This window comes from Bordetella petrii, from assembly GCF_000067205.1.
Classification (GTDB): Bacteria; Pseudomonadota; Gammaproteobacteria; order Burkholderiales; family Burkholderiaceae_B; genus Bordetella_A; species Bordetella_A petrii.
Window position 1 is genome coordinate 4,169,878 of sequence record NC_010170.1, and the last position, 21,292, is coordinate 4,191,169.

General features: G+C 68.3%; 23 protein-coding genes. 11 read left to right on the forward strand and 12 right to left on the reverse strand.

The features are described 5' to 3' along the window. Window positions 1-4: 4 nt before the first annotated feature. The 11 genes from BPET_RS20060 to BPET_RS20110 all read right to left on the reverse strand — a co-directional run bounded on the left by BPET_RS20060 (window position 5) and on the right by BPET_RS20110 (window position 9,572). Window positions 5-571, reverse strand: a complete 567-nt coding sequence (locus tag BPET_RS20060) for a CinA family protein (RefSeq protein ID WP_012250843.1) — start codon at window positions 569-571, stop codon at window positions 5-7. Next, the gene (locus tag BPET_RS20065; protein ID WP_041863096.1) at window positions 568-1,074 is read right to left on the reverse strand and encodes a phosphatidylglycerophosphatase A family protein; all 507 of its coding nucleotides are present in this window, start codon (window positions 1,072-1,074) and stop codon (window positions 568-570) included. The genes BPET_RS20060 and BPET_RS20065 overlap by 4 nt, the downstream gene beginning before the upstream one ends. 39 nt (window positions 1,075-1,113) lie before the next feature. Next, a complete protein-coding gene (gene thiL / locus BPET_RS20070; RefSeq protein WP_012250845.1) occupies window positions 1,114-2,079 on the reverse strand; it encodes a thiamine-phosphate kinase in 966 nt (321 codons plus the stop codon). A gap of 41 nt (window positions 2,080-2,120) precedes the next feature. After that, window positions 2,121-2,618 carry a transcription antitermination factor NusB gene (nusB, locus tag BPET_RS20075; RefSeq protein ID WP_041863097.1) on the reverse strand — a complete coding sequence of 166 codons (498 nt, stop codon included), beginning with the start codon at window positions 2,616-2,618 and terminating at the stop codon, window positions 2,121-2,123. Continuing rightward, complete coding sequence (gene ribH / locus BPET_RS20080; RefSeq protein ID WP_012250847.1) at window positions 2,590-3,117, reverse strand: 6,7-dimethyl-8-ribityllumazine synthase; 528 nt, start codon at window positions 3,115-3,117, stop codon at window positions 2,590-2,592. Before ribH ends, nusB begins: the two co-directional genes overlap by 29 nt. After that, window positions 3,114-4,304 (reverse strand): bifunctional 3,4-dihydroxy-2-butanone-4-phosphate synthase/GTP cyclohydrolase II, encoded by a 1,191-nt coding sequence (ribBA, locus tag BPET_RS20085; protein ID WP_012250848.1) that lies wholly within the window; start codon window positions 4,302-4,304, stop codon window positions 3,114-3,116. Before ribBA ends, ribH begins: the two co-directional genes overlap by 4 nt. A gap of 126 nt (window positions 4,305-4,430) precedes the next feature. After that, window positions 4,431-5,300, reverse strand: a complete 870-nt coding sequence (locus tag BPET_RS20090; protein ID WP_012250849.1) for a fumarylacetoacetate hydrolase family protein — start codon at window positions 5,298-5,300, stop codon at window positions 4,431-4,433. A gap of 53 nt (window positions 5,301-5,353) precedes the next feature. Then, window positions 5,354-6,046, reverse strand: coding sequence for a molybdate ABC transporter substrate-binding protein (locus tag BPET_RS20095; RefSeq protein WP_012250850.1), 693 nt, complete (start codon window positions 6,044-6,046; stop codon window positions 5,354-5,356). A 37-nt stretch (window positions 6,047-6,083) separates the two neighbouring features. Beyond that, window positions 6,084-8,243, reverse strand: a complete 2,160-nt coding sequence (locus BPET_RS20100; RefSeq protein ID WP_012250851.1) for a molybdopterin cofactor-binding domain-containing protein — start codon at window positions 8,241-8,243, stop codon at window positions 6,084-6,086. Continuing rightward, window positions 8,240-8,710 carry a (2Fe-2S)-binding protein gene (locus BPET_RS20105; protein WP_012250852.1) on the reverse strand — a complete coding sequence of 157 codons (471 nt, stop codon included), beginning with the start codon at window positions 8,708-8,710 and terminating at the stop codon, window positions 8,240-8,242. Before BPET_RS20105 ends, BPET_RS20100 begins: the two co-directional genes overlap by 4 nt. 25 nt (window positions 8,711-8,735) lie before the next feature. Then, complete coding sequence (locus tag BPET_RS20110; protein ID WP_231852625.1) at window positions 8,736-9,572, reverse strand: tripartite tricarboxylate transporter substrate binding protein; 837 nt, start codon at window positions 9,570-9,572, stop codon at window positions 8,736-8,738. A gap of 372 nt (window positions 9,573-9,944) precedes the next feature. Here BPET_RS20110 and BPET_RS20115 point away from each other — a divergent pair, with 372 nt between their 5' ends. The 7 genes from BPET_RS20115 to BPET_RS20145 all read left to right on the forward strand — a co-directional run bounded on the left by BPET_RS20115 (window position 9,945) and on the right by BPET_RS20145 (window position 17,162). Beyond that, window positions 9,945-10,757 carry an HAD family hydrolase gene (locus tag BPET_RS20115; RefSeq protein WP_012250854.1) on the forward strand — a complete coding sequence of 271 codons (813 nt, stop codon included), beginning with the start codon at window positions 9,945-9,947 and terminating at the stop codon, window positions 10,755-10,757. Further along, on the forward strand, window positions 10,754-11,569 hold the full coding sequence (locus BPET_RS20120) for an IclR family transcriptional regulator (protein WP_012250855.1): 816 nt from the start codon (window positions 10,754-10,756) through the stop codon (window positions 11,567-11,569). The genes BPET_RS20115 and BPET_RS20120 overlap by 4 nt, the downstream gene beginning before the upstream one ends. Before the next feature lie 165 nt (window positions 11,570-11,734). Next, window positions 11,735-12,745: a phosphate/phosphite/phosphonate ABC transporter substrate-binding protein gene (phnD, locus tag BPET_RS20125; RefSeq protein WP_012250856.1), complete on the forward strand. Its 1,011-nt coding sequence runs from the start codon at window positions 11,735-11,737 to the stop codon at window positions 12,743-12,745. Window positions 12,746-12,748: 3 nt separating this feature from the next. Beyond that, a complete protein-coding gene (phnC, locus tag BPET_RS20130) occupies window positions 12,749-13,519 on the forward strand; it encodes a phosphonate ABC transporter ATP-binding protein (RefSeq protein ID WP_012250857.1) in 771 nt (256 codons plus the stop codon). Then, on the forward strand, window positions 13,507-14,379 hold the full coding sequence (phnE, locus tag BPET_RS20135) for a phosphonate ABC transporter, permease protein PhnE (protein ID WP_012250858.1): 873 nt from the start codon (window positions 13,507-13,509) through the stop codon (window positions 14,377-14,379). The genes phnC and phnE (BPET_RS20135) overlap by 13 nt, the downstream gene beginning before the upstream one ends. After that, window positions 14,376-15,200 carry a phosphonate ABC transporter, permease protein PhnE gene (phnE, locus tag BPET_RS20140; RefSeq protein WP_012250859.1) on the forward strand — a complete coding sequence of 275 codons (825 nt, stop codon included), beginning with the start codon at window positions 14,376-14,378 and terminating at the stop codon, window positions 15,198-15,200. The genes phnE (BPET_RS20135) and phnE (BPET_RS20140) overlap by 4 nt, the downstream gene beginning before the upstream one ends. A gap of 315 nt (window positions 15,201-15,515) precedes the next feature. Beyond that, a complete protein-coding gene (locus BPET_RS20145) occupies window positions 15,516-17,162 on the forward strand; it encodes a CYTH and CHAD domain-containing protein (RefSeq protein ID WP_012250860.1) in 1,647 nt (548 codons plus the stop codon). 39 nt (window positions 17,163-17,201) lie between these two features. Here the strand turns inward: BPET_RS20145 and ftsY are convergent, their stop codons facing one another. After that, window positions 17,202-18,518, reverse strand: a complete 1,317-nt coding sequence (gene ftsY / locus BPET_RS20150; protein ID WP_041863098.1) for a signal recognition particle-docking protein FtsY — start codon at window positions 18,516-18,518, stop codon at window positions 17,202-17,204. A 79-nt stretch (window positions 18,519-18,597) separates the two neighbouring features. Between ftsY and rsmD the strand changes: the two genes are divergently transcribed. From rsmD to BPET_RS20170, 4 genes are read left to right on the forward strand one after another with little or no spacing between them, the layout of a single operon-like run. Further along, complete coding sequence (gene rsmD, locus BPET_RS20155) at window positions 18,598-19,179, forward strand: 16S rRNA (guanine(966)-N(2))-methyltransferase RsmD (protein WP_041863099.1); 582 nt, start codon at window positions 18,598-18,600, stop codon at window positions 19,177-19,179. 58 nt (window positions 19,180-19,237) lie between these two features. Next, a complete protein-coding gene (coaD, locus tag BPET_RS20160) occupies window positions 19,238-19,750 on the forward strand; it encodes a pantetheine-phosphate adenylyltransferase (RefSeq protein ID WP_012250863.1) in 513 nt (170 codons plus the stop codon). A 57-nt stretch (window positions 19,751-19,807) separates the two neighbouring features. After that, complete coding sequence (locus BPET_RS20165) at window positions 19,808-20,059, forward strand: YfhL family 4Fe-4S dicluster ferredoxin (RefSeq protein ID WP_012250864.1); 252 nt, start codon at window positions 19,808-19,810, stop codon at window positions 20,057-20,059. Continuing rightward, window positions 20,056-21,261: a benzoate/H(+) symporter BenE family transporter gene (locus BPET_RS20170; protein WP_012250865.1), complete on the forward strand. Its 1,206-nt coding sequence runs from the start codon at window positions 20,056-20,058 to the stop codon at window positions 21,259-21,261. Before BPET_RS20165 ends, BPET_RS20170 begins: the two co-directional genes overlap by 4 nt. The last annotated feature ends 31 nt before the right edge of the window (window positions 21,262-21,292 follow it).

The following is a 21,292-nucleotide window of genomic DNA, read 5'->3' on the forward strand; positions in this document are numbered from 1 at the left end:
GAGGTCACCGGCTACGGTTGACGGGCTCGCCGATCAGTTCGAGCAGCCCGCGCAGCGCATACACCACCGACCCCTGCCTGACCTGGGCGCGATCGCCCGCGAACACCTGGGTGGCGGCGCGCGAGGTGATGCCGTCGGCCCCGCGCATGGCGAAGCCGAAGCACACCATGCCCACCGGCTTGCCGGGGGTGGCTCCGCCCGGCCCGGCGATGCCGGTCGTGGACGCGGCAATGTGCACGTCGGGGCTGGCCAGCAATACGCCGTTGGCCATTTCAAGCGCGGTTTCTTCGCTGACCGCGCCAAAGCGGTCGAGCGTGTCGACTGAAACGGCCAGCTCGGTCATTTTGGCGGCGTTGCTGTAGGTAACGAAGCCGCGCTCGAACCATTCGCTGGAACCCGCGACCGCGGTGATGGCGCCTGCCAGCAGGCCGCCGGTGCAGGACTCGGCCGTGCCCATGAGCAGGCCACGGCGCTGCAGGGCCGCCCCCAGGCGTTCGGCCAGGCCCAGGGCCTGGGCCTGCGATAGCGAGGCCGGCGCCAGCCCCGGAACCGGCTTGTGCTGCGTGTTCATGCGAAGACCCCCAGACGCACGACGATGGCCATGGCCAGCAAGGCATAGGCCGCGGCGACGATGTCGTCCCACATCACGCCGAAACCGCCCTTGACCCTGGCGTCGAAATACTTGATGGGCGGCGGCTTGGCGATGTCGAACAGGCGGAACAGGCCGAAGGCCAGCAACTGCGCGGCGAAGGTATCGGGCGTGAGCCACAGCACCAGCCAGAACGCGACCATCTCGTCCCACACGATACCGACATGATCGTCGACCTGCAATTCGCGCGTGACCCGATGGCAGGCCCAGCAACCGTAGGCGAAGGCCACGGCCAGGAAGACAGCCAGCGCCAGGTCGGATGCGGCCGGGGCGGCGGCCGCCCAGATCAGCCACGCCAGCAGGGTGCCCCACGTGCCCGAGGCCGGGCGCAGCAGCCCGCTGCCGAAACCGAAGGCGATCAGCCGCCCCGGGTCGCGCGCCACCCAGCGCGGCGGCGGGTAGGCCACGCGCATGCGGTCGCGCATCGAGGCGGACGAAGAGTCGGAGGAAGCGGTCATGGTGTGTCAGGAAGCGGGAAAATGGTCAAAGCCGCGCGGCAGGCCGTCCATGGGCCGTCCATCGGCGCCCAGGACCACGATGCCGGGGCACGGGTCGATATGGCCGACAGCGGTGACGGGCACGCCGGCGCCTGCCGCGGCGGCCAGCACACGGTCGCGGTCGCCGGGCGCAGCGGTAAAGCAGAGCTCGTAGGCATCGCCGCCGCCCAGCACGGCTTGCGCCGCCGCGGCAGGGGGCAGGCCGCGCACGGCCGCCGCCACGGGCATGGCGCCGTAGCGCAGCTTCGCGCCCACGCCGCTGGCGGCCAGCACATGGCCCAGGTCTTGCAGCAGGCCGTCGGAAATGTCGATGGCGGCGTGGGCCACGCCGCCCAGGGCCAGCCCCAACGCCACGCGGGGCTCGGGCCATTCGAGCGCGCGGCGCGCATCGGCCAGCCGGGCGGCGTCGGCCGGTAGCTGGCCGTCGAGCAGGCGGTAGGCCACGTCGGCCGCTCCCAGCGCGCCCGACACCCAGATCTCGTCGCCCGCGCAGGCGGCGTCGCGGCGCAACGCGCGGGCGGGCGCCACCGCGCCGAACACGGTGACGCTGATGGCCAGGTCGTGCGGGCTGCGGGTGGTATCGCCGCCCATGAGCGGGCAGCCGTGGGCATCGGCCAGTTCGTGGAAGCCGCGCGCGAACGCGGCCAGCCAGGCGTCATCGGCCTGCGGCAGGGCCAGGCCCAGCACGCAGCCGACGGGCTGCGCGCCCATGGCGGCGAGGTCGGACAGGTTGACGGCCAGGGCCTTGTGGCCCAGGGCCTGGGGATCGACGTCGGGAAAGAAGTGCCGCCCCTGGATGAGCAGGTCGGTGCTGGTGGCGATGTGCATGCCCGGCGGCACCGGGAATAGGGCACAGTCGTCGCCCACACCCAGCATGCCGGCCGGCGCGGGCCGGGTGAAATAACGCGCGATGAGGTCGAATTCAGACGCCAAGATGGTCTCCAGGCCCGCGCCCGCCGCGGCGCCGGCCGGCCTTAGCGGCGCTGCGACGCGGCGGCCTGCACCTCGGCCGCCCGCACGTCGGCGGCCAGCTTGTCGAGCACGCCGTTGACGAACTTGAAGCCGTCGGTGCCGCCGAACGACTTGGCCAGTTCGACGGCTTCGTTGATGGCAACCTTGTACGGCACTTCGAGGTGATGCACGAGTTCGTAGCTGCCGATAAGCAGAATGCCATGCTCGACCGGCGACAGTTCGCCCAGCGGGCGGTCGATGTAGGGGGTGAAGCGTTCGCGCAGGCCACCGGCTTCTTGCAGCACGCCGTGCAGCAGCGTCTTGAACCACTGCGCGTCGGCTTCGGAGAAGTCGTCGGCGTCGCGCAGGTGCGCGTCGATCTCGCCGGCGTCCTGCGTGCCTTCGCCGCCGCGCAGCAGCCATGCGTAGACGCCCTGCAGGGCGAATTCGCGGGCGCGGCGGCGGGCGCTGGCGCGGGCCTGCGCCGCGCTATCAGCGGCGGTCGGTTTCTTCGTCGTCAAAATCTTCGTCCTCTTCGTCTTCGTCTTCGTCGTCTTCTTCGGGTTCCAGCGCCGCCACCAGGTTGGCCATTTCGACCGCCACCAGGGCGCAGTCGCCGCCCTTGCCTGCCGCGCGCGCCTGGGCTTGCTCGTCGGTGTCGACGGTGAGGACGCCGTTGGCGACCGGAATGCCGGTTTCTAGCGAAATGCGGGAAATGGCGCGGGCCATTTCGTTGCTGACCACTTCGAAGTGGTAGGTTTCGCCGCGGATGACCGCGCCCAGGGCGATGAGGGCGTCGAATTCGAAGGTTTCGGCCATGTGCGACAGCGCCACGCCCAGTTCGAGCGCGCCGGGCACGGTGACCACCATGATGTCGCGCTCGTCCACGCCCAGCTCACCCAGCTTCTGCAAGCAGGCATCGAGCTCGGCCTGGCCGATTTCTTCGTTGAAACGGGCGCGCACGATGCCGATGTGCAGCCCTTCGCCGTTCAGGTCGGGGGTGAGGATGTAAGGATTCATGTGTCGGCCTTAAGGGAAGTGGCAGAGGAGGAAGGGTCGCAATCGTAACCCGTAATGGTGAGCGAGAAACCCGCCATGCTGGGCATTTTGCGCGGGCGGGCCAGCAGGCGCATCTGGCCGACGTTCAGGTCGCGCAGGATCTGCGCGCCGATACCGTAGGTGCGCAGGCCGTAGCGGTCGCCGTCGCGGGCGGGCTGGCGCGCGTCGGTGTCGGACCAGCCGGCGATTTGCTGGAACAGATGCTCGGCGGACGACTGGCAGTTCATCAGCACCACCACGCCAGCCGGCGCCTTGGCGATGGCCTGCAGGGCGCGGCCCACGCCCCAGCTGTGGGCGGTGGCGCCGGCGTCCAGGGCGTCGAGAATGGAGGCGGGCTCGTGCACGCGCACCAGGGTTTCGCGCTGCGGGTCGATGTCGCCGTGCACCAGCGCCAGATGGGCCGAGCCGCTGGCCGTGTCCTGGTATGCCACGGCGCGGAACTCGCCCCACGCGGTCTGCATGCTGCGGTCGCCCACGCGCTTGACCACGGATTCGTGTTCGCTGCGGTACTGGATGAGATCGGCGATGGTGCCGATTTTCAGGTTGTGCTGGCGCGCGAACTCGACCAGGTCGGGCAGCCGCGCCATGGTGCCGTCGGGGTTGAGGATTTCGCAGATGACGGCGGCCGGCGTCAGGCCGGCCATGGCGGTGAGGTCGCAACCGGCTTCGGTGTGGCCGGCGCGCACCAGCACGCCGCCGGGCACCGCGCGCACAGGGAAGATATGGCCGGGCTGGACCAGGTCGCTGGGCTTGGCGTCGCGCGCCACCGCCACCTGGATGGTGCGGGCGCGGTCGGCCGCCGAAATGCCGGTTTCGACGCCCACGGCGGCTTCGATGGACTGGGTGAAGTTGGTGCCGTAGCGGGTGCCGTTACGGCTGGCCATGAGCGGCAGCTCGAGCTGGCGGCAACGCTCTTCGGTAAGGGTCAGGCACACCAGGCCGCGGCCGTGGGTGACCATGAAATTGATGGCCTCGGGCGTGACGAACTCGGCGGCCATGACCAGGTCGCCCTCGTTTTCGCGGTCTTCTTCGTCGACCAGGATGACGATGCGGCCGGCGCGCAGCTCGGCGATGATCTCGGCGACCGAGGCGATGCCGAAGGATTCGGGCGCGGCGCCGGGCGCAATGGAGGCAAGCGGGGCAGACATGAAATGGAGGGGGACGGGCAGGAAAACCCTGATTTTACCGCCCATTCGATGGGGCGGGTTGGCCCCGCCGGCCCCGCGCAAACGCTGGGGCCGGATCGCCGCGCCAGTGGCCGCGGGTCGCCGGCCCTAGGCCTTGAACGTGTTCTCGATGTGCCCGATGCCCTGGATCTCGACCCGCACGACGTCGCCGTCTTTCAGGAAGCGCGGCGGGTCCATGCCCATGCCCACGCCCGCCGGCGTGCCCGTCGCGATGAGGTCGCCCGGATACAGGGTGATGCCGCGCGAGCAGTTTTCGATGATGGTGCCAATATCGAAAATCAGGTCGCGCGTGTTGGCCGACTGCCGGACTTCTCCGTTGACCAGGCAGCGGATGTCGATGCCGCCGGCGTCCAGCTCGTCGGCGGTGACGACCCAGGGGCCCATGGGGCAGAACGTGTCGAACGACTTGCCCAGGTGCCATTGGCGATGCCGCTGCTGCACGTCGCGCGCGGTCACGTCATTGACGATGGTGTAGCCGTACACGTAGTCCAGCGCCTCGGCGCGGGCGATGTTCTTGCCCTGCTTGCCGATCACCAGGCACAGCTCGGCCTCGTAGTCGATGTCGGCCGATATTCCTTGCGGCAGGCGCACGTCGTCCGCGGGTCCCACGACCGACTCGGGCACCTTCGAAAAGATGATGGGCCAGGCCTCGCCGTCTTTGCTGTCTTTGAAAATAGAGCCCGACAACTCGTTGGCGTGCTCATGGTAATTGCGCCCGACGCAGAAGATGTTGCGCGCCGGCCGGGGCACGGGCGCGCGCAGGCGCAGTCCGCCCAGCGGCCGGGCCGGGCCGGCCTGGCGGGCCAGTTCGGCCAGCGGAACCTGCGCCGTAATCAGCGGCAGAATGCCGGCCCGGGTGTCCACGCCGTCCAGTTGCAGGGGCTGGACCGACTGGCCGTCGGCCGAGACGATGCCGATGCGGGCGGCGCCCTGCTCTTCGTATGCTGCTAGCCTCACTTTGATTCCTTTGTCGTTGAAGATGATTGTCGTATCGGCGTGGCGCCCGGGGCTCAGACCCGGAATCCGTGCGTGTTCTTGTAGGCGTCCAGGCCGCTGTCGGTCAACATGGCGATCAGCTTGCGGGCCTGTTCGGCCTGGCGTGCGCCGGTGGTGACGGCAGCCGTGTACACCGTGTCCAGCTCGCAGCCCGCGGGCAGCAGGCCAACAGCCTGCACGCCGGGGCTGTACAGGATTTCGGTGATCTGGGTGCAGCCCACGGGCCTGCCGGGCGCGGCCGCCATGGCTTTCATGGCCGTGGCGCCGTTGGGAAATTCCTTGATCCTGGCCGCGATGTCGTCCAGCACGCCCAGTTGCTGGAACACTTTTTTCATGTGCATGCCGGCGGTAGAGCGCTGCATGTCGGGCACGTAGACCGCATCGGCGTCCCGCAAGGCCCGCTCGAACGCGTCCGGGGTATCCACGGGCACCGTGGGGTTGCCGGCCTTGACGCTGACGCCGGTGCTGACGATGCCCAGGTCGCGCATGCTGCCCGGCTGCACGTGGCCCGTGCCCGCCAGGTCATCGACCAGCTTGCGCGACAGGATGACGATGTCGCAATCGGCGCCGGCCAGCAGTTTTTCTTTCATGGCGCCCACGGCGCCGAATTCGCCCGCGATAGCGCAGCCGGCCTCGGACTCGAACCGGGCGCGCACCGCGTCGACCAGGCCCAGGGCGGCCCCCCCGCTCAGGATGAACAATTTCATTGGTGCTCCTTCATTGGTGCTCCTTCATTGTGCGTTCTCATGCCGCGGTCTCGATGGCGCGCGCGATGTTGTCGAAATCCAGCGGCAGCGCCGGCACTCGCACGCCCAGGGCGTCGCGCACCGCGTTGCCGATGGCCCCCGCCACCGGCCCCAGCGAGGGCTCGCCTGCGCCCACCGGCGGCTGGTCTGGCCGGGGCAGCACGCGCACCTGTACCTGGGGCACTTCGGTAAAACGGATGACCGGGTATTTTTCCCATTCGTCATCAGTCAGCATGCGGTCGCTGAAGCGCGCCTGTTCCATGATGGCCCAGGAACAGGCCTGGATGGCGCCGCCCTCGATCTGCTGCATCACGCCGTCGGGGTTGATGACCTCGCCCACGTCCACGGCGATGAACAGCTCGCGCACCGATACTTTGCGCGCCACCGACACGCGGGCGACCACCGCGCAATAGGCGCCCTTGTTCTTGTAGCGCGCGTAGCCCATGCCCCACCCCGCTTGCGCGCTGCCGGCCGGCCTGCCGTTCCAGCCGCTCATGGCGCGCACGGCCTCGATAACGGCGACGGCGCGCGGGTCGGACAGCATGCCCAGGCGGTAATCGGCGGGATCGATGTCATGGGCCAGCGCGATGTCGTCGACCAAGGCCTCGATGGCGAAGACATTGGCGAAAGCCCCCAGACAGCGCAGCGACGACGTGCGCACGGGCATGTTGAGGACGCGATGCGAGGCCAGCGCGCTGCAGGGAATGTCGTAGCACGGAATGATGTTGCGCTCGGCGCCGCCGCCGGCGGCAATGGGCGCATTGACGGCCGACAGCGGCGGGCAGGGAGGATCCTGGTGCCAGCTGCCCAGCAGCGTGGGAGTCTCTGCACGGCCGGGCCGCAGGCTGTGGCCCGGCCCCCATACGTCGGCGCGCCAGTCGAGTATGCGGCCTTGCGCGTCGACATCGGCTTGCAGCCGCACCGACATCGGCGGCCCCTGGGGCGCCCAGCACAGCTCATCGGCGCGCGACCACTGCACCCGCACATGACGCCCGGGCGCCTGCCGCGCCAGCCAGGCCGCGTCGAACGCGGCGTCGTCGGCGCCATTGTGCCCATAGCACCCTGCGCCCGGCACGTGCTCCACGATGATCTGTTCCGCCGGCATGCCGAACGCCACGGCCAGGTCGGCCCGGAAGTTATAGATGCCCTGCCCGTGCATCCATACTTTCAGCGTGCCTTCGTCGCGCAGGCAGGCATAGGCGCACGACGGGCCGATGGAGGCGTGCTTGATGAAAGGCTTGAAGTAGTCGCCGGTAAAAGTCCTGGCCCGCGCCCCGCCGCCGGCATCGGCCGGCCCCTGCTGGCGGTAGGTCAGGGTCTCGCACGGCTGGCGGCGCAGCCAGCCCGGCAGCTCGTCCTGCGTGGGCAGGCAGGCCTGCTCATGCCATCGCGCCGAGGCGGCCAGGCGCGCCACGGCCTGGCTGGCAACGTGCTCGTAACGGGCCAGCACCCCTACCAGCGAACCGCTGCGCGCCACTTGCACCGGGCATTCCAGGCCCTGCACGGCGTCCGTGTCCAGGTGCGCCAGCCGCGCGCCTATCGACGGCGGGCGCAGCATGCGGCCATGCAGCATGTCCGGCAGCGACAGATCGTGGATGAAGCCGTAGCGGCCATGCACCTTATCGGCCAGGCCCAGCGCCGGCTCGCTCCAGCCGTCCTGGCCCGGTGTGGCCTCGTCGCCAGGCGGCGGCTCCACCGGCACGGCCAGGTCGACGTAGCGCGCCAGGCTCCAGTAGGTGCCCAGTTCGCGCCCCCCGGCCACGAACGCCCCGTCGTGCAGGCCGACGTCGGCCGGCGCCACGCCGGCCAGGGCGGCCGCGCACTGGGTGTACAGGCGCCGCGCATGACGGCATGCCATGCGCAGCGACATGCCCGAATGCTGGATCGACAGGCTGCCCGAGGTAATGGACTCGTCGGGGCTGACGCCCGTGCGGGCCGGCATCATCGTGATGCGCGCCATGGGCACGCCGAGCGCCTGCGCCGCGATCTGCGCAAGCGCTGTCAGGATGTTCTGCCCCAGCTCGACCTTGCCCGAATAGATGCACACGCGCCCTTCGCCGTCGGCGCGGAACGCCACCCAGCTGGACAGCAGCGGATTGCCCTGCAGGCTGACCGGCATGCCGTCGTCGGCCGCCAGCGGCGCGAAGGCGGGTTTCATGGCTCGCCCCCGCCGGCCCCGGCGGCCTCGCTGATGGCGCGGATCACCCGCAGATGGCTGCCGCAGCGGCACAGGTTGCGGTCCATGTGCTCGCGGATCGTCGCGGCATCGGGATGCGGGCAGCGCATCAACAGCCCCGTGGCCGCCGCCAGCATGCCCGAGGTGCAATAACCGCACTGCGCCGCGCCGTGCCTGATGAAGGCCTGCTGCAGCCGTGCGCCGGCTTCATGCCGCGCCAACCCCTCCACCGTTACCACCTGCTTGCCTTCCACCGACCACAGCGGCGTGTCGCAGGCCTGCACGGGCACGCCGTCGACCAGCACGGTGCACGCCCCGCAACTGCCCGCGCCGCAGCCAAAATGCGCGCCTTTCAGGCCGAGTTCGTTGCGCAGGATATCGAGCAGGGCACGCTGGTCCTGCGCCTCGATTTCCTGGCGCGCGCCGTTGACGTAGATGACAGCGGGCATGGGCTTGCTTCGCCAGGCGCCCGGTTCAGGGCTGCACCATGTTGGCGTCCAGGGCGATCTTGCGCAGCCGCGCGATGTCCTGCTGCAAGTATTCCTTGAAGGCCTGGGGGCTCATTACCATGGGGGCGACGCCGTCCTTGGCCCACTGCTGCTTGACCGCCGGGTTGCCGGCAATGGCGCCGATGGCCTGGTTGAGCTTGGCCACGATGGCGGGCGGCGTGCCCCTGGGGGCCAGCAGGCCCAGCCAGATATTGGCTTCGTAGCCCGGCAGGCCGGCTTCGTCGACGGTGGGCAAGTCCGGGAACACGGGCGAGCGCTGCTTGCCGGTCGTGGCCAGCGCTTTGACGCGGCCGTCCGCCACGAACGGCTGCATGGTGGCGATGGCGTCGAACATATAGTCGACCTCGCCCGCCGCCACGCCGGTGCGCGCCTGGCCGCTGCTCTTGTAGGGCACATGCTGCGCGTTAGTGCCCGCCATCGAGCGGAACAGCTCGCCGGCGATGTGATACGGGGTGCCGATGCCCGAACTGGCGTAGTTGAGCGCGCCGGGTTTTTTCTTTTCGAGCGCGATCAGGTTCTGGACGCTGGAGACATCGAGGCCCTTCTTGACCACCAGCACCAGGCTGGCCTCGTTGATGGGCGCGACAGGCTCGAAGTCTTTCATCAGGTCGTAGGGCTTGTCCTTGAGCAGAGTCTCGTTGACGGTCTGCGTGTTGGACATGACCAGCAAGGTGTAGCCGTCGGGCTGGGCGCGCGCCACCGCCGCCGTGCCGATGACCGCGCCGGCGCCGGGCTTGTTCTCGACCACGACCGACTGCCCGAACTGCTTTTGCAGTTGCTCGCCCAGGTAGCGGGCGTACACATCGGCGGAACCTCCGGCACCAAATGGTACAACTATAGTGATCGGCCGCTGGGGGTAGGCGCCGGCCGCGTCCGCAGCGCTGGCCGGTGCGGCGCAAAGCGTCATGCTGGCCGCAAGAATCAGCGGCATTATTGGTTTTTTGCCCACCTTGCTCCTCCTTGTCTCTGGTTTGCTCGAATGCGGCGCCCGATCATCGCAGCGGCACCAAAGAGTACCAGTGGCGAACCAGAATGCAAACCTGTTTTTGATATTGGTTCTACAATGGTTCAGCTATGCGCTTACCGGCCGGGAGCCCGGCCAGACCGCCGGCGGGCCGCCGCCCGACGTTAAACTGCGCCCAGGAAAAACCGCCAGAACACTACAAGGATCCCCATGCAAGCACTTGCAGCCATGCCTGCTTCCGTTGCTGCGGCGGTGCGCATCGTGCTCACCGATATCGACGACACCCTGACCACCGACGGCCGCCTGCCCGCCGATGCCTACGCGGCGCTGGAACGGCTGGACGCGGCCGGCATCCAGGTGGTGCCCATCACCGGCCGCCCGGCCGGCTGGTGCGACCACATCGCCCGCATGTGGCCGGTGCGCGCTGTGGTGGGCGAGAACGGCGCGTTTTATTACGCCTACGACCGGGCCGCGCGCCGCATGAAGGCGCACTACTGGGCCGACGCGCAGGCGCGCGCGGCCAGCCGCGCCCGACTGGATGCCATCCGCGACCGCGTGCTGCGCGAAGTGCCGGGCGCCGCCGTGGCGAGCGACCAGGACTACCGGGTGGCCGACCTGGCCATCGACTTCTGCGAAGACGTGCCGGCGCTGCCCGACGCGGCGGTCAGCCGCATCGTGGACATCTTTCAGGAGGCCGGCGCCCAGGCCAAGGTCAGCTCCATCCACGTCAACGGCTGGTTCGGCGACTACGACAAGCTCACCATGACCCGCACCCTGTTCGAACGCGAGCTGGGTCTGGACATCGACCAGGCGCTGCCCCATTGCCTGTTCATTGGCGACTCGCCCAACGATGAGCCCATGTTCGCGTTTTTTCCGGTGTCGGTCGGCGTGGCCAATATCCAGGCCCTGCTGCACCGGCTGGCCCACCGCCCCGCCTACGTGGCCGAACGCCACGGCGGCGGCGGTTTCGTCGAAATGGCCGAACGCCTGCTGAAGGCCCGCGCCGACACACCGCAATCATGACCGCATCCAGCCCGCCCCCCGCCAAACCCAACGACGGCCGCCGCAGCATCCAGTCGGTGGAAGTCGGCTTTCCGCTGCTGGCCGCCCTGGTCGATGCAGGCAAGCCGCTGACCCTGCGCGACCTGGCCGGCGCGGCCGGCATGACCTCGGCCAAGGCGCACCCATACCTGGTCAGCTTCATCCGGGTGGGCCTGGTACAGCAGGACGCCGCCACGGGCCAGTACGAGCTGGGGCCGTTCGCCCTGCAGATGGGCCTGGTCAGCCTGCAGCGGCTGGACCCGGTGCGCGTGGCCATGCCCGAAATCGCCACGCTGCAATCGAGCATCGGCCACACCCTGGGCATCGCCGTGCTGGGCTCGCACGGCCCCACCATGATCCACATGACCGAAGCCAGCTATCCGGTGCACGTGAACATGCGCAAGGGCACGGTCATGTCCATGCTGCACACCGCCACCGGGCTGGTGTTCGCCGCGTGGCTGCCGCCCAAGGTGGCCGAGCACTACATCGACCGCGAAGAAGGCGACACGGCTGTCATCGCCGGCCAGCAGCCGCCGCGCAAGGTGGCCTATGCCGACATCGAGGCGCGCCTGGCCGACATCCGCGTGCACGGCATGGCGCGCGCCATCGGCAATCCGCTGCCAGGCGTGGACGCCCTATCGGTGCCGGTGTTCGACAGCACGGGCAACATCGTGCTGGCGCTGACCAGCCTGGGCCCGTCGGGCCTGTTCGACGTCGCCTGGGACGGCACTATTGCCAAGCCGTTGCTGGCCTGCGCGCGGGAAATTTCGCGCAAACTGGGATACCGCAAATAAACGCGGGGATTTCGGTCAAAACGAAAACAAATCGAAAAAAACGAAAGCGACACGAAAACAACACGAAAACAAAGGCAGGTGATTTCCCGGCTGGGCGGTTTCGTTTTTTTGTGTTTGAATATTTATGTTCTGTCATATTCGAACATGGAAAGAGGAGACGCCATCATGCAAGCTCAACGCCTGCTGCAAGCGGCCGCCGCCATTAGCCTGGCGTTCGGCCTTCAAGCCGCCCACGCCGCCGACACCTGCTCCAACCGCGGCGACCTGGATCAAATGTATTGCGACGCCAACAATGACATGGTCGCCGATACGCCCACTGATCCCGACAAACTCAAAACCCCGTCCACGCTGGTGTTCACCTACACCCCGGTCGAAGACCCCGCCGTGTACGCCAACATCTTCAAGCCGTTCACCGACTACCTGAGCGAATGCACCGGCAAGCGCGTGGTGTTCTACCAGGTGCAAAGCAACGCGGCCGAAATCGAAGCCATGCGCTCGGGCCGCCTGCATGTGGGCGGCTTTTCCACCGGCCCCACGGCTTACGCGGTGAACATCGCCGGCGCCGTGCCGTTCGCGGTCAAGGGCTATGCCGACGGCTTCCAGGGCTACAACCTGATCGTCATCGTCAAGAAAGACAGCCCGTACCAGAAGCTCTCCGACCTGAAGGGCAAGAAGCTGGCCCACACGTCGCCGTCGTCGAACTCGGGCCACATGGCGCCCGTGGCGCTGTTCCCCAAAGAAGGCCTGGTGCCCGACAAAGACTACAAGGTCATCTTCTCGGGCAAGCACGACCAGTCCGTCATGGGCGTGAACTCGGGCGACTACGACGCCGCGGCCGTGGCTTCGGACGTGTTTCACCGCATGGCCGAACGCGGCCAGGTCAAGGAAGAAGATTTCCGCATCATCTACACCAGCGAGAAATTCCCGACCTCGTCGTTCTCGTACGCGCACGACCTGGAACCCAAGTTCCGCGACAAAATGCTGAAGTGCTTCTATGACTTCCGCTTCCCCGACGAAATGAAAGAAGCCTTCGACGGGGCTGACCGCTTCTACCCGGTTACGTACCAGAAAGACTGGGCAATCGTGCGGCAAGTGGCCGAATCTGGCGGCGAACGCTTCAACCGCGACGCCTACGACCGCGAAACCGCCAAAAGCAAGAGCAAAGGCAAGCAGTAAGCAATGACCACATCTTTACGCATTGCCGGCCTGGTGAAGGAATACCGGGCCGGCCGGCCGGTGCTCAAGGGCATCGACCTGCACGTCGAGGGGCAAGGCCTGACGGCCATCATCGGCCCCTCGGGCACCGGCAAAAGCACCCTGCTGCGCTGTATCAACCGTCTGATCGACCCCACCCGCGGCGAGATCCTGCTGAACACGGCTGATGGCGCGGTCGACCTGGCCGCCATTCGCGGCACGGCGCTGCGCCAGGCGCGGCGGCGCATCGGCATGGTGTTCCAGGAATACAACCTGGTCGAACGCCTGACCGTCATGGAAAACCTGCTGACCGGCCGCCTGGGCTACAGCAGCGCCTTCAAGGCCTGGATGCGGCGCTTTGAACCCGACGACATCGAGCGCGCCTACCAGCTGCTCGACATCGTCGGCCTGGGCGGCTTCGGCGACCAGCGCGCCGACGCCCTGTCGGGCGGCCAGCGCCAGCGCGTGGGCATCGCGCGCGCCCTCATGCAGCGTCCGCAGCTGCTGCTGGCCGACGAGCCCACATCGTCGCTCGACCCGAAAACCTCGGTCGAAATCATGGAACTGCTGGCAGCGCAAGGCAGCGCCAGCGGCATTCCGGTGCTGGTCAACATTCACGACGTCGAACTGGCGCGCCGCTATGCCAGCCGCATCGTCGGCATGTCGGGCGGGCACGTCGTATACGACGGCGACGGCCAGGGTCTGGATACCGCCACCCTGAAGGCCATCTACGGGGGCGAATCGTGGCTGCAGTAAAGCGCCGCCCGTTCGCCCTGTCGTGGCAGGCGCGGGCCATCACTGTGCTGGTGTTCGTCTATGCGCTGTACGCTGCCGGGCAGCTCGATTTCAGCCTGGAACGCTTCCATAGCGGCCTGGGCCATGCCGCCACCCTGCTCGGCCGCATGTTCCCGCCGCACATCCAGCAACCCGCCACGCTCTGGCAAGGCCTGACCGAAAGCCTGGAAATCGCCGTGCTGGCCTCGGTGCTGGGCATTGCGCTGGCCTTGCCGGTGGGCCTGCTGGGCGCGCGCAACCTGATGCCGGCCTGGGCCTCGTGGCCTGCCCGCGCCATCGTGGCGCTGTGCCGCTCGCTGCACCCGGTCATTGTGGCCATTCTGTTCGTCAAGGCCGTCGGCTTCGGCGCGCTGGCCGGCATCCTGGCGCTGGCGGTGGCGTCGGTGGGCTTCATCGGCAAGCTGTTCACGGAATCCATCGAAGAAATCTCGCTCAAACAAGTCGAGGCCGTGCGGGCCAGCGGCGCATCGTTCGCCAACGTGATCCTGTTCGGCGTGCTGCCACAGGTGTTCGCGCGCTTCATCGGCTTTGCCACCTACCAGTTCGATTCGAACCTGCGCAACTCGACCATGGTGGGCATCGTGGGCGCGGGCGGCATCGGGGGCACGCTGTTCTCGGCCTTCCAGCGCTTCGACTACGACTTCGTGGCCGCCATCCTGATCACTCTCATTGCCATCATCATGCTGGGCGAGCTGCTGGCGCGCTTCGTGCGGGCGGTGTTCCTGGACAACCTGGGTTTCGACAACATCCTGCAGCGCCGCTTCGACGCGGCGCGCGGGCTGGGCGGCAAGCCGCTGGCCAAGCTGGAGGCCGACGAATGAACGCCTCCACCATTTCCGTCGCCGACGCGGGCTATCCGCGCACGTGGCAGCGCTACACCATGGGGCAGCGCCTGCTGCGCTTCACACTGTACCTGCTGGTGGTGGCCGCCATTGTGCAGGCGCTGCGCAGCGTCGAGATCATTCCCGAGTTCCTGTACGACGCCCCCGAGCAGATGGGCGACCTGCTCGGCCGCATGTGGCCCATCGACTGGTCATACTATGCCGAAGGCGTGCATGGCGCGCTGATGGAAACCCTGCACATCGCCACGCTGGGCACCATCCTGTCGGTGGCGCTGGCCGTGCCGGTGGGCCTGCTGGCGGCCACCAACCTTACCCCCAACCGGTTGGTGAACCAGCTGGCGCGGCTGATACTGGTGTCCAGCCGTTCGGTGAATTCGCTGGTGTGGGCGCTGCTGTTCATCGCCATCTTCGGGCCGGGCCCGCTGGCGGGCACGCTGGCCATTGCGTTCCGCTCGATCGGCTTCGTCGGCAAGCTGGTGGGCGAAGCCATCGAAGAAGCGCAACGCGGTCCGGTCGAGGCCCTGACGGCCACCGGCGCCAGCAAGGGGTCGGTGCTGTGGTACGGCTACTGGCCGCAAATCCGGCCGGCGTTCTGGTCCATCGTGCTGCTGCGCTGGGACATCAACGTGCGCGAATCCGCCGTGCTGGGCCTGGTGGGCGCGGGCGGCATCGGCATGACGCTCGACAGCGCCATGAACCTGTTCCAATGGGATCGCGTCGCCCTGGTGCTGGTCGCCATCTTCGCGGTCGTGGTGGTGGCGGAAGTCATCATCACCCAGGCCCGCAAGCGCATCCTGTAAAGCCTGCCCGGGTGTCTGACTCCGCAGGGGGTCAGACACCGCATGGCTGAAACGCCGATGGCACACGCCGGTGTCAGGCACCTACGGGAGCCTGACACCTGACAGAAACGCCGGTTATGCGCGGCATGCCTGTGGCGCACGCTGTTGTCAGGCACCAGCGGAACCCTGACACCTGACAGAGCCACGGCTGCCCAGGCCTGCCCAGGTGTCTGACTCCGCAGGTGTCAGACACCGCAGTGCGCTCTTTTTATGACTGGTCATCAAACCCTGCTGCCGTGTTGGGTACTATCAGCGGTTTAAGCTGCGGTCGCGACCATGTCAGAACAAGAATTGAAATTGCACGTCCCGGCGGCGGCGCGCCGGGCAGTACAGAACGAAGTGCGGCAAGGCAATGCCAGCCGCATCAGGCTGCACGCCCTCTATTTCGATACGCCTGATCGCGAGCTGGCGCGCGCACGCATCGCGCTGCGCCTGCGCCAGGAAGGCCGCGACTGGGTGCAAACCCTGAAAATGCCCGGCCCCGACGCCATCACGCGCGTTGAAATCAACCATGCCCGCAGCGGCCCCGTGCTGGATCTGTCCGTCTACGCGGGCACCGAGGTCGAAGCGCCGCTGTCCGCCATCAAGGGCGAGCTGGGCCTGCGCTACGAAACCGACGTGCAGCGCCTGCTGCGCCAGGTGCGCACCCGCCATGGCAATGTCGAACTGGCCTACGACACCGGCGTGCTGCGCGCCGGCGCGCTGGAACTGCCGCTGTGCGAACTGGAATTCGAACTGCTGTCGGGCAGCCCCGCCGCCATTTTTACCGTGGCGCGCCGCTGGCAACAGCGCCACGGGCTGGTGCTGGATGCGCGCAGCAAGTCCGAACGTGGCGACGCGCTGGCCAGCCTGGCCCACGAACTGGCCGCGCTGGAAGCCGACGACCCCGACACCCAGGCGCGCCGCGGCGCCGCCATCGCGGGCTTCTGGGCGCCGCGCAGCGCCGCCTCCGTGAAACTCGACAACAGCCTGACGCCAGCCCAGGCCATGGGCCGCGTGGCCGCCGAATGCCTCGACCAGATCGCGCGCAACGCCGCCGTGCTGGCCGAAGTCGACACGCTGGGGGTGTACCCGGCGGGCCAGCCCGAACACGTGCACCAGTTGCGGGTGGGCATGCGCCGCCTGCGCTCGGCGTGGCGGCTGTTCGACGGCTGGATCGCTCCACCGCCATCCGCCCTGCGGGAAGGCGTGCGCACGCATTTCGCCGCGCTCGGACTCAGCCGCGACCAGGATGTGCTGAACGAAACCGTCACGCCGGCGTTGCTGCAAGCGGGCATGCCGGTCATCACCTTCGACGCGCCAGCGCCCGACATCGACGTGCAGCCCGTGGTTGCCGGCACGGCCTTCCAGGGTTGGCTGTTTGACGCGCTGGAATGGAGCCTGGACGTGCAAGCGCCCCCGCCCGCCACCGCGCCGCAGCCTCAGGCAAGCACCAATACAGCGTCCGAGCCCGCGTCGCAGCCTGCCGCCACGCCCGCCGTTACGCCCACCATCATTCCGCTGGCCGTCGAAACCGAAGCCGAAGCCAAGGTCGAACCCCTGCGCAAACAGCTGGCCAACCGCCTGCACGGCTGGCACGCCAAAGTGGCGGCGCGGGGCAAGCGTTTCGCGACGCTCGACATTCCGGCGCGGCACGACCTGCGCAAGCGCGGCAAGCGCCTGCGCTACGGGTTGTCGTTCGCTGAATCGCTGCTGCCGCAGGCGCGGCTGCGCGGCTATCGCAAGCAATTGGCCCAGGTGCAAGACCTGCTGGGCGAGATCAACGACCTGGCAATGGCCAAAGACTATTACCACGCGTGCGTGGACACGCACCCGCAAGCCTGGTTCGCGCTGGGCTGGATCAGCGCCCGGCTCGACAAGCTGTCGGCCGAAGCGCAGCAGGCCTTCGACCGCCTGGCAGAAGCCAGGCCATTCTGGAAGTAGCGCTGCGCAAGCAGCGCCCCGCAAGCCGCGCGGCCAACCCTAATCGGCCAGCAAAGCGCCCGCGAATTCGTCGGCCACGAAGGGCTGCAGGTCTTCCATGCCTTCGCCCACGCCGATCCAATACACCGGCACCGGACGCACGCCCTGGCTGCCGGCGGCCACCGCGGCCAGCGTGCCGCCCTTGGCCGTGCCGTCCAGCTTGGTGACCACCAGGCCCGTCAGGCCGATGGCGGCATCGAAAGCACGAATCTGCGCCAGCGCGTTCTGGCCGGTATTGCCGTCGACGACCAGCAGCACTTCGTGCGGCGCGGCGCCGTCGGCCTTGCCGATGACGCGGCGGATTTTCTTCAGCTCTTCCATCAGGTGCAGCTGCGTGGGCAGGCGGCCGGCCGTATCCACCATGACCACGCCCGCGCCGCGCGCGCGGCCCGCATTGACCGCGTCGAACGCCACGGCGGCCGGATCGCCGCCTTCCTGGGCAATGACGCTGACGTTGTTGCGGCTGCCCCATTCAATCAGTTGTTCACGCGCGGCCGCGCGGAAGATGTCGCCGGCGGCCAGCAGCACGCTGGCGCCCTGGCGCTGGAACGTATGCGCCAGCTTGCCGATGGAGGTGGTCTTGCCGGCGCCGTTCACGCCCGCAATCATCACCACCAGCGGGCTGGCGCGGCGCAGGTCGAACTGGCGTTCGAGCGGGCGCAGATGATCGGCCAGCACCTGGCGCAGGGCCTGCTTCACCTGGGCCGGATTTTCAATGCGTTCTTTGCGCACGCGCGCGCGCAATGCGGTCAGCAGTTGTTCGGTGGCTTCGAGCCCGGCGTCGGCCATGATGAGCGCCGATTCGAGTTCTTCGAACAGATTCTCGTCGACCTTGACGCCCACGAACAGGCCGCCCAGGCTCTGCCCGGTGCGCGACAAGCCCTGCTTGAGCCGGCCCAGCCACGAGGTTTTTTTGGCGGGCTCGGCAGCAGCGCCGGCTGGCGGCGCGACGGACGTTTCCGCCACGACAGGCGTTTCCGCCACGGCGGGCGCGGCCGGCGCGGCGGCGGGCTCGGCAGCCGTTGCCAACGCTGGCGGTGGCTCGGCTACAGGCTCGTCCGCCGCAGCGGCAGGCGCAGCTTCTGGCCCGGATTCGACGGGGACGGCGGCCGGCATTGCGGCGGGCATGCCCTCGGCGGCCGGCGCCCGGGCTGCCGCATCGCGCTCGGCGACGTCCTGGGTCGAAGCATCGGGCGGCGGCGCGGCTGGCGCGGGCGCGGAAGCCGGCGCATCGGCGGCGGGCGCGTCTGCCTGAGGCGCGGCGTCGGGCTGCGCGGGCGTGGCGGGCGGGGATTTTTTCTTGAAGAAGCGGAACATGGGCGAAAGTATATTCCGTTCGCCGTGCCGCCCGCCCCGCCCCTCGGGCCGGCTACTATTCGAGCAGGAGGTCGTACGCTTGAAGAAACCCACCCCGGGCGGCAAGCCCATCCGCATCGTTGCCGGACAGTACCGGCGCACCCCCATTTCCGTGCCCGACGTGCCCGGCCTGCGCCCCACGCCAGACCGGGTGCGCGAAACCCTGTACAACTGGCTTACCCACCTGTGGGACGGCGAGTTCGCCGGCAAACGGGTGCTGGACCTGTTCGCCGGCAGCGGGGCGCTGGGGTTCGAGGCGGCCTCGCGCGGGGCGACGCAAGTGCTGCTGGTCGAGCATGACCGCACCGCGGTGGCGGCCTTGCGTGCGCTGCGCGACAAACTCAATGCGGCCGCCGTGCGCGTGCACGCCGGCGAAGCCATGCAGGTTGTCCAGCGCATGGACGCCTCGCGCTTCGACCTGATCCTGCTCGACCCGCCCTTTGGCCAGGACTGGCTGCCCCGCCTGTGGCCGCTGCTGCCGGGCATCCTGGCCGAACAGGGCCTGGTGTACGTCGAATCCGAGGCGGCGCTGGCCCCGCCGGACGATTTCGAGGTGCTGCGCCAGGACCGCGCGGGCGCCGTCCACTATGGATTGCTCCAATTTGCTGCAATGCGGAAATAGGTCAATAATCCGGGATTCGGAGGAAGGTGTACGCCAGTTACAAGGATACGGAGCCCGCATGATTACCGCCGTCTACCCAGGCACGTTCGACCCGCTGACCCGCGGCCATGAAGATCTGGTGCGCCGCGCCGCCGCCTTGTTCGACAAGGTAGTCGTGGGCATCGCGCACAGCCGCAACAAGAAGCCGTTCTTCAGCATCGACGAGCGCGTCGAGATCGCCCGCGAAGTGCTGGGCCATTACCCCAACGTCGAAGTGCGAAGCTTCGCCGGCCTGCTGAAAGACTTCGTGCGCGAGCAGAACGGCCGCGTCATTGTGCGGGGCCTGCGCGCCGTGTCCGATTTCGAGTACGAATTCCAGATGGCGGGCATGAACCGCCACCTGCTGCCCGAGGTCGAGACCATGTTCATGACCCCGTCGGACCAATACCAGTTCATTTCGGGCACCATCGTGCGCGAAATCGCCCAGCTGGGCGGCGACGTCAGCAAGTTCGTGTTTCCGTCGGTCGAACGCTGGCTGCAGGCCAAAGCCAAGGAATACCGCGAGCAATCCTGGCCGGCTGGCAAGGGCTGAAAAACCCCGCGCGCGGCGGCGCTACAATGGCTGTGAATCCGCCGCCTTTTTCCTGCCATGGCTCTGACAATCACCGAAGAATGCATCAATTGCGACGTGTGTGAGCCGCAGTGCCCCAACGAGGCCATCTCGATGGGGCCCGAATACTACGTCATCGACCCCGACCGCTGCACCGAATGCGTGGGCCACCACGACGAGCCCCAGTGCAAAGTAGTCTGCCCGGTCGAATGCATCGAATTGCACCCCCAATGGCATGAAGGGCAGGAAGCCCTGATGGCCAAGTATCGCCGCCTGACGGGTCATTCGTGACTCCCCCCGACACCAGCCTCGCCGCGCCGCTGCCCCAGTCCCCGGCGCGCGACCTGTCCGTGTCGGCCGTGGTGGCCGGGCTGGTGGCGGTGCTGGTCAGCTTTGGCGGCACCGCCGTGCTGATGGTGCAGGCCGGCCACGCCGCTGGCCTGGACGCCGCACGCATCGGCTCGTGGCTGGGCTCGATCTGCCTGGTGCTGGGCCTGGGCGGGCTGGTCATCAGCCTGCGCAGCCGCATGCCCGTCGTGCTGGCCTGGTCCACGCCAGGCGCCGCGCTGCTGGTCACGGCGCTGGTGGGCGTGCCGTTCGACGAAGCAGTGGGGGCCTTCGTGCTGGCATCGCTGCTGACCCTCGCATGCGGCCTGTTCGGCTGGATCGACCCCATCATGCGGCGCGTGCCCACCGAAATCGCCAGCGCCATGCTGGCCGGTGTACTGCTGGACTTCGGCCTGGGCATTTTCACGCGCATCGCAGACCGACCGGCGCTGGTGCTGGCCATGTGCGCGGCGTATCTGCTTGGCAGGCGCTGGGCCCCGCGCTATGCCGTGCTGGCCGTCATGGCGGTTGGGCTGGGCGTGGCCGCGGCGGCCGGCCAGATACAACTGAGCGGCATCGACTGGCAACTGACGCAATTCGTCTGGACCACGCCGGCGTTTTCATGGTCGGCCGCGATCAGCGTGGGCATCCCGATTTTCGTGGTGGCGCTGGCCTCGCAGAACCTGCCCGGCCTGGCGATCCTGCAGGCCGCCGGCTATCGCCCCGCGGCGTCGCGGCTGGTAGCGGCCACGGGCCTGCTGGGCCTGGTGGCGGCGCCCTTCGGCGCGCACAGCGTTACCCTGGGCGCCATCACGGCCGCCATCTGCACCGGCCCCGAAGCCCACCCCGACGCCACGCGCCGCTACATTGCCGCCGCCACCTACGGGCTGGCCTATGTGCTGCTCAGCGTGGTGGCAGGGGCGGTGGCGGTGTTTTTCCAGGCCCTGCCGCCGGCGCTGATCGCCGCCCTGGCCGGCCTGGCCCTGCTGGGCGCCATACTGGGCGGACTGGCCGGCGCCATGGCCAACGCCCAACGGCGCGAGGCGGCGCTGATCACGCTATTGGCCACCGCGTCGGGCTTCAGCGCCTGGGGCATCGGATCGGCATTCTGGGGGCTGGCCGCCGGCCTGCTGGCCCACGCGGTGCTGGAATACAAGCGGCGCTGAACAGGGATGCCGCTGGTTGGAGGTGCCGTTG

What these genes read in the sequence shown, in the direction of transcription:
- BPET_RS20095 (WP_012250850.1), bottom strand. Translation starts at nt 6,046, where the DNA reads ATGAAATTGTTCATCCTGAGCGGGGGGGCCGCCCTGGGCCTGGTCGAC.
- BPET_RS20115 (WP_012250854.1), top strand. Translation starts at nt 9,945, where the DNA reads ATGCAAGCACTTGCAGCCATGCCTGCTTCCGTTGCTGCGGCGGTGCGC.
- phnE (WP_012250859.1), top strand. Translation starts at nt 14,376, where the DNA reads ATGAACGCCTCCACCATTTCCGTCGCCGACGCGGGCTATCCGCGCACG.
- BPET_RS20065 (WP_041863096.1), bottom strand. Translation starts at nt 1,074, where the DNA reads ATGCGCGACCGCATGCGCGTGGCCTACCCGCCGCCGCGCTGGGTGGCG.
- BPET_RS20120 (WP_012250855.1), top strand. Translation starts at nt 10,754, where the DNA reads ATGACCGCATCCAGCCCGCCCCCCGCCAAACCCAACGACGGCCGCCGC.
- coaD (WP_012250863.1), top strand. Translation starts at nt 19,238, where the DNA reads ATGATTACCGCCGTCTACCCAGGCACGTTCGACCCGCTGACCCGCGGC.
- BPET_RS20165 (WP_012250864.1), top strand. Translation starts at nt 19,808, where the DNA reads ATGGCTCTGACAATCACCGAAGAATGCATCAATTGCGACGTGTGTGAG.
- BPET_RS20105 (WP_012250852.1), bottom strand. Translation starts at nt 8,710, where the DNA reads ATGCCCGCTGTCATCTACGTCAACGGCGCGCGCCAGGAAATCGAGGCG.
- BPET_RS20145 (WP_012250860.1), top strand. Translation starts at nt 15,516, where the DNA reads ATGTCAGAACAAGAATTGAAATTGCACGTCCCGGCGGCGGCGCGCCGG.
- BPET_RS20100 (WP_012250851.1), bottom strand. Translation starts at nt 8,243, where the DNA reads ATGAAACCCGCCTTCGCGCCGCTGGCGGCCGACGACGGCATGCCGGTC.
- phnC (WP_012250857.1), top strand. Translation starts at nt 12,749, where the DNA reads ATGACCACATCTTTACGCATTGCCGGCCTGGTGAAGGAATACCGGGCC.
- BPET_RS20060 (WP_012250843.1), bottom strand. Translation starts at nt 571, where the DNA reads ATGAACACGCAGCACAAGCCGGTTCCGGGGCTGGCGCCGGCCTCGCTA.
- ribH (WP_012250847.1), bottom strand. Translation starts at nt 3,117, where the DNA reads ATGAATCCTTACATCCTCACCCCCGACCTGAACGGCGAAGGGCTGCAC.
- ftsY (WP_041863098.1), bottom strand. Translation starts at nt 18,518, where the DNA reads ATGTTCCGCTTCTTCAAGAAAAAATCCCCGCCCGCCACGCCCGCGCAG.
- ribBA (WP_012250848.1), bottom strand. Translation starts at nt 4,304, where the DNA reads ATGTCTGCCCCGCTTGCCTCCATTGCGCCCGGCGCCGCGCCCGAATCC.
- phnD (WP_012250856.1), top strand. Translation starts at nt 11,735, where the DNA reads ATGCAAGCTCAACGCCTGCTGCAAGCGGCCGCCGCCATTAGCCTGGCG.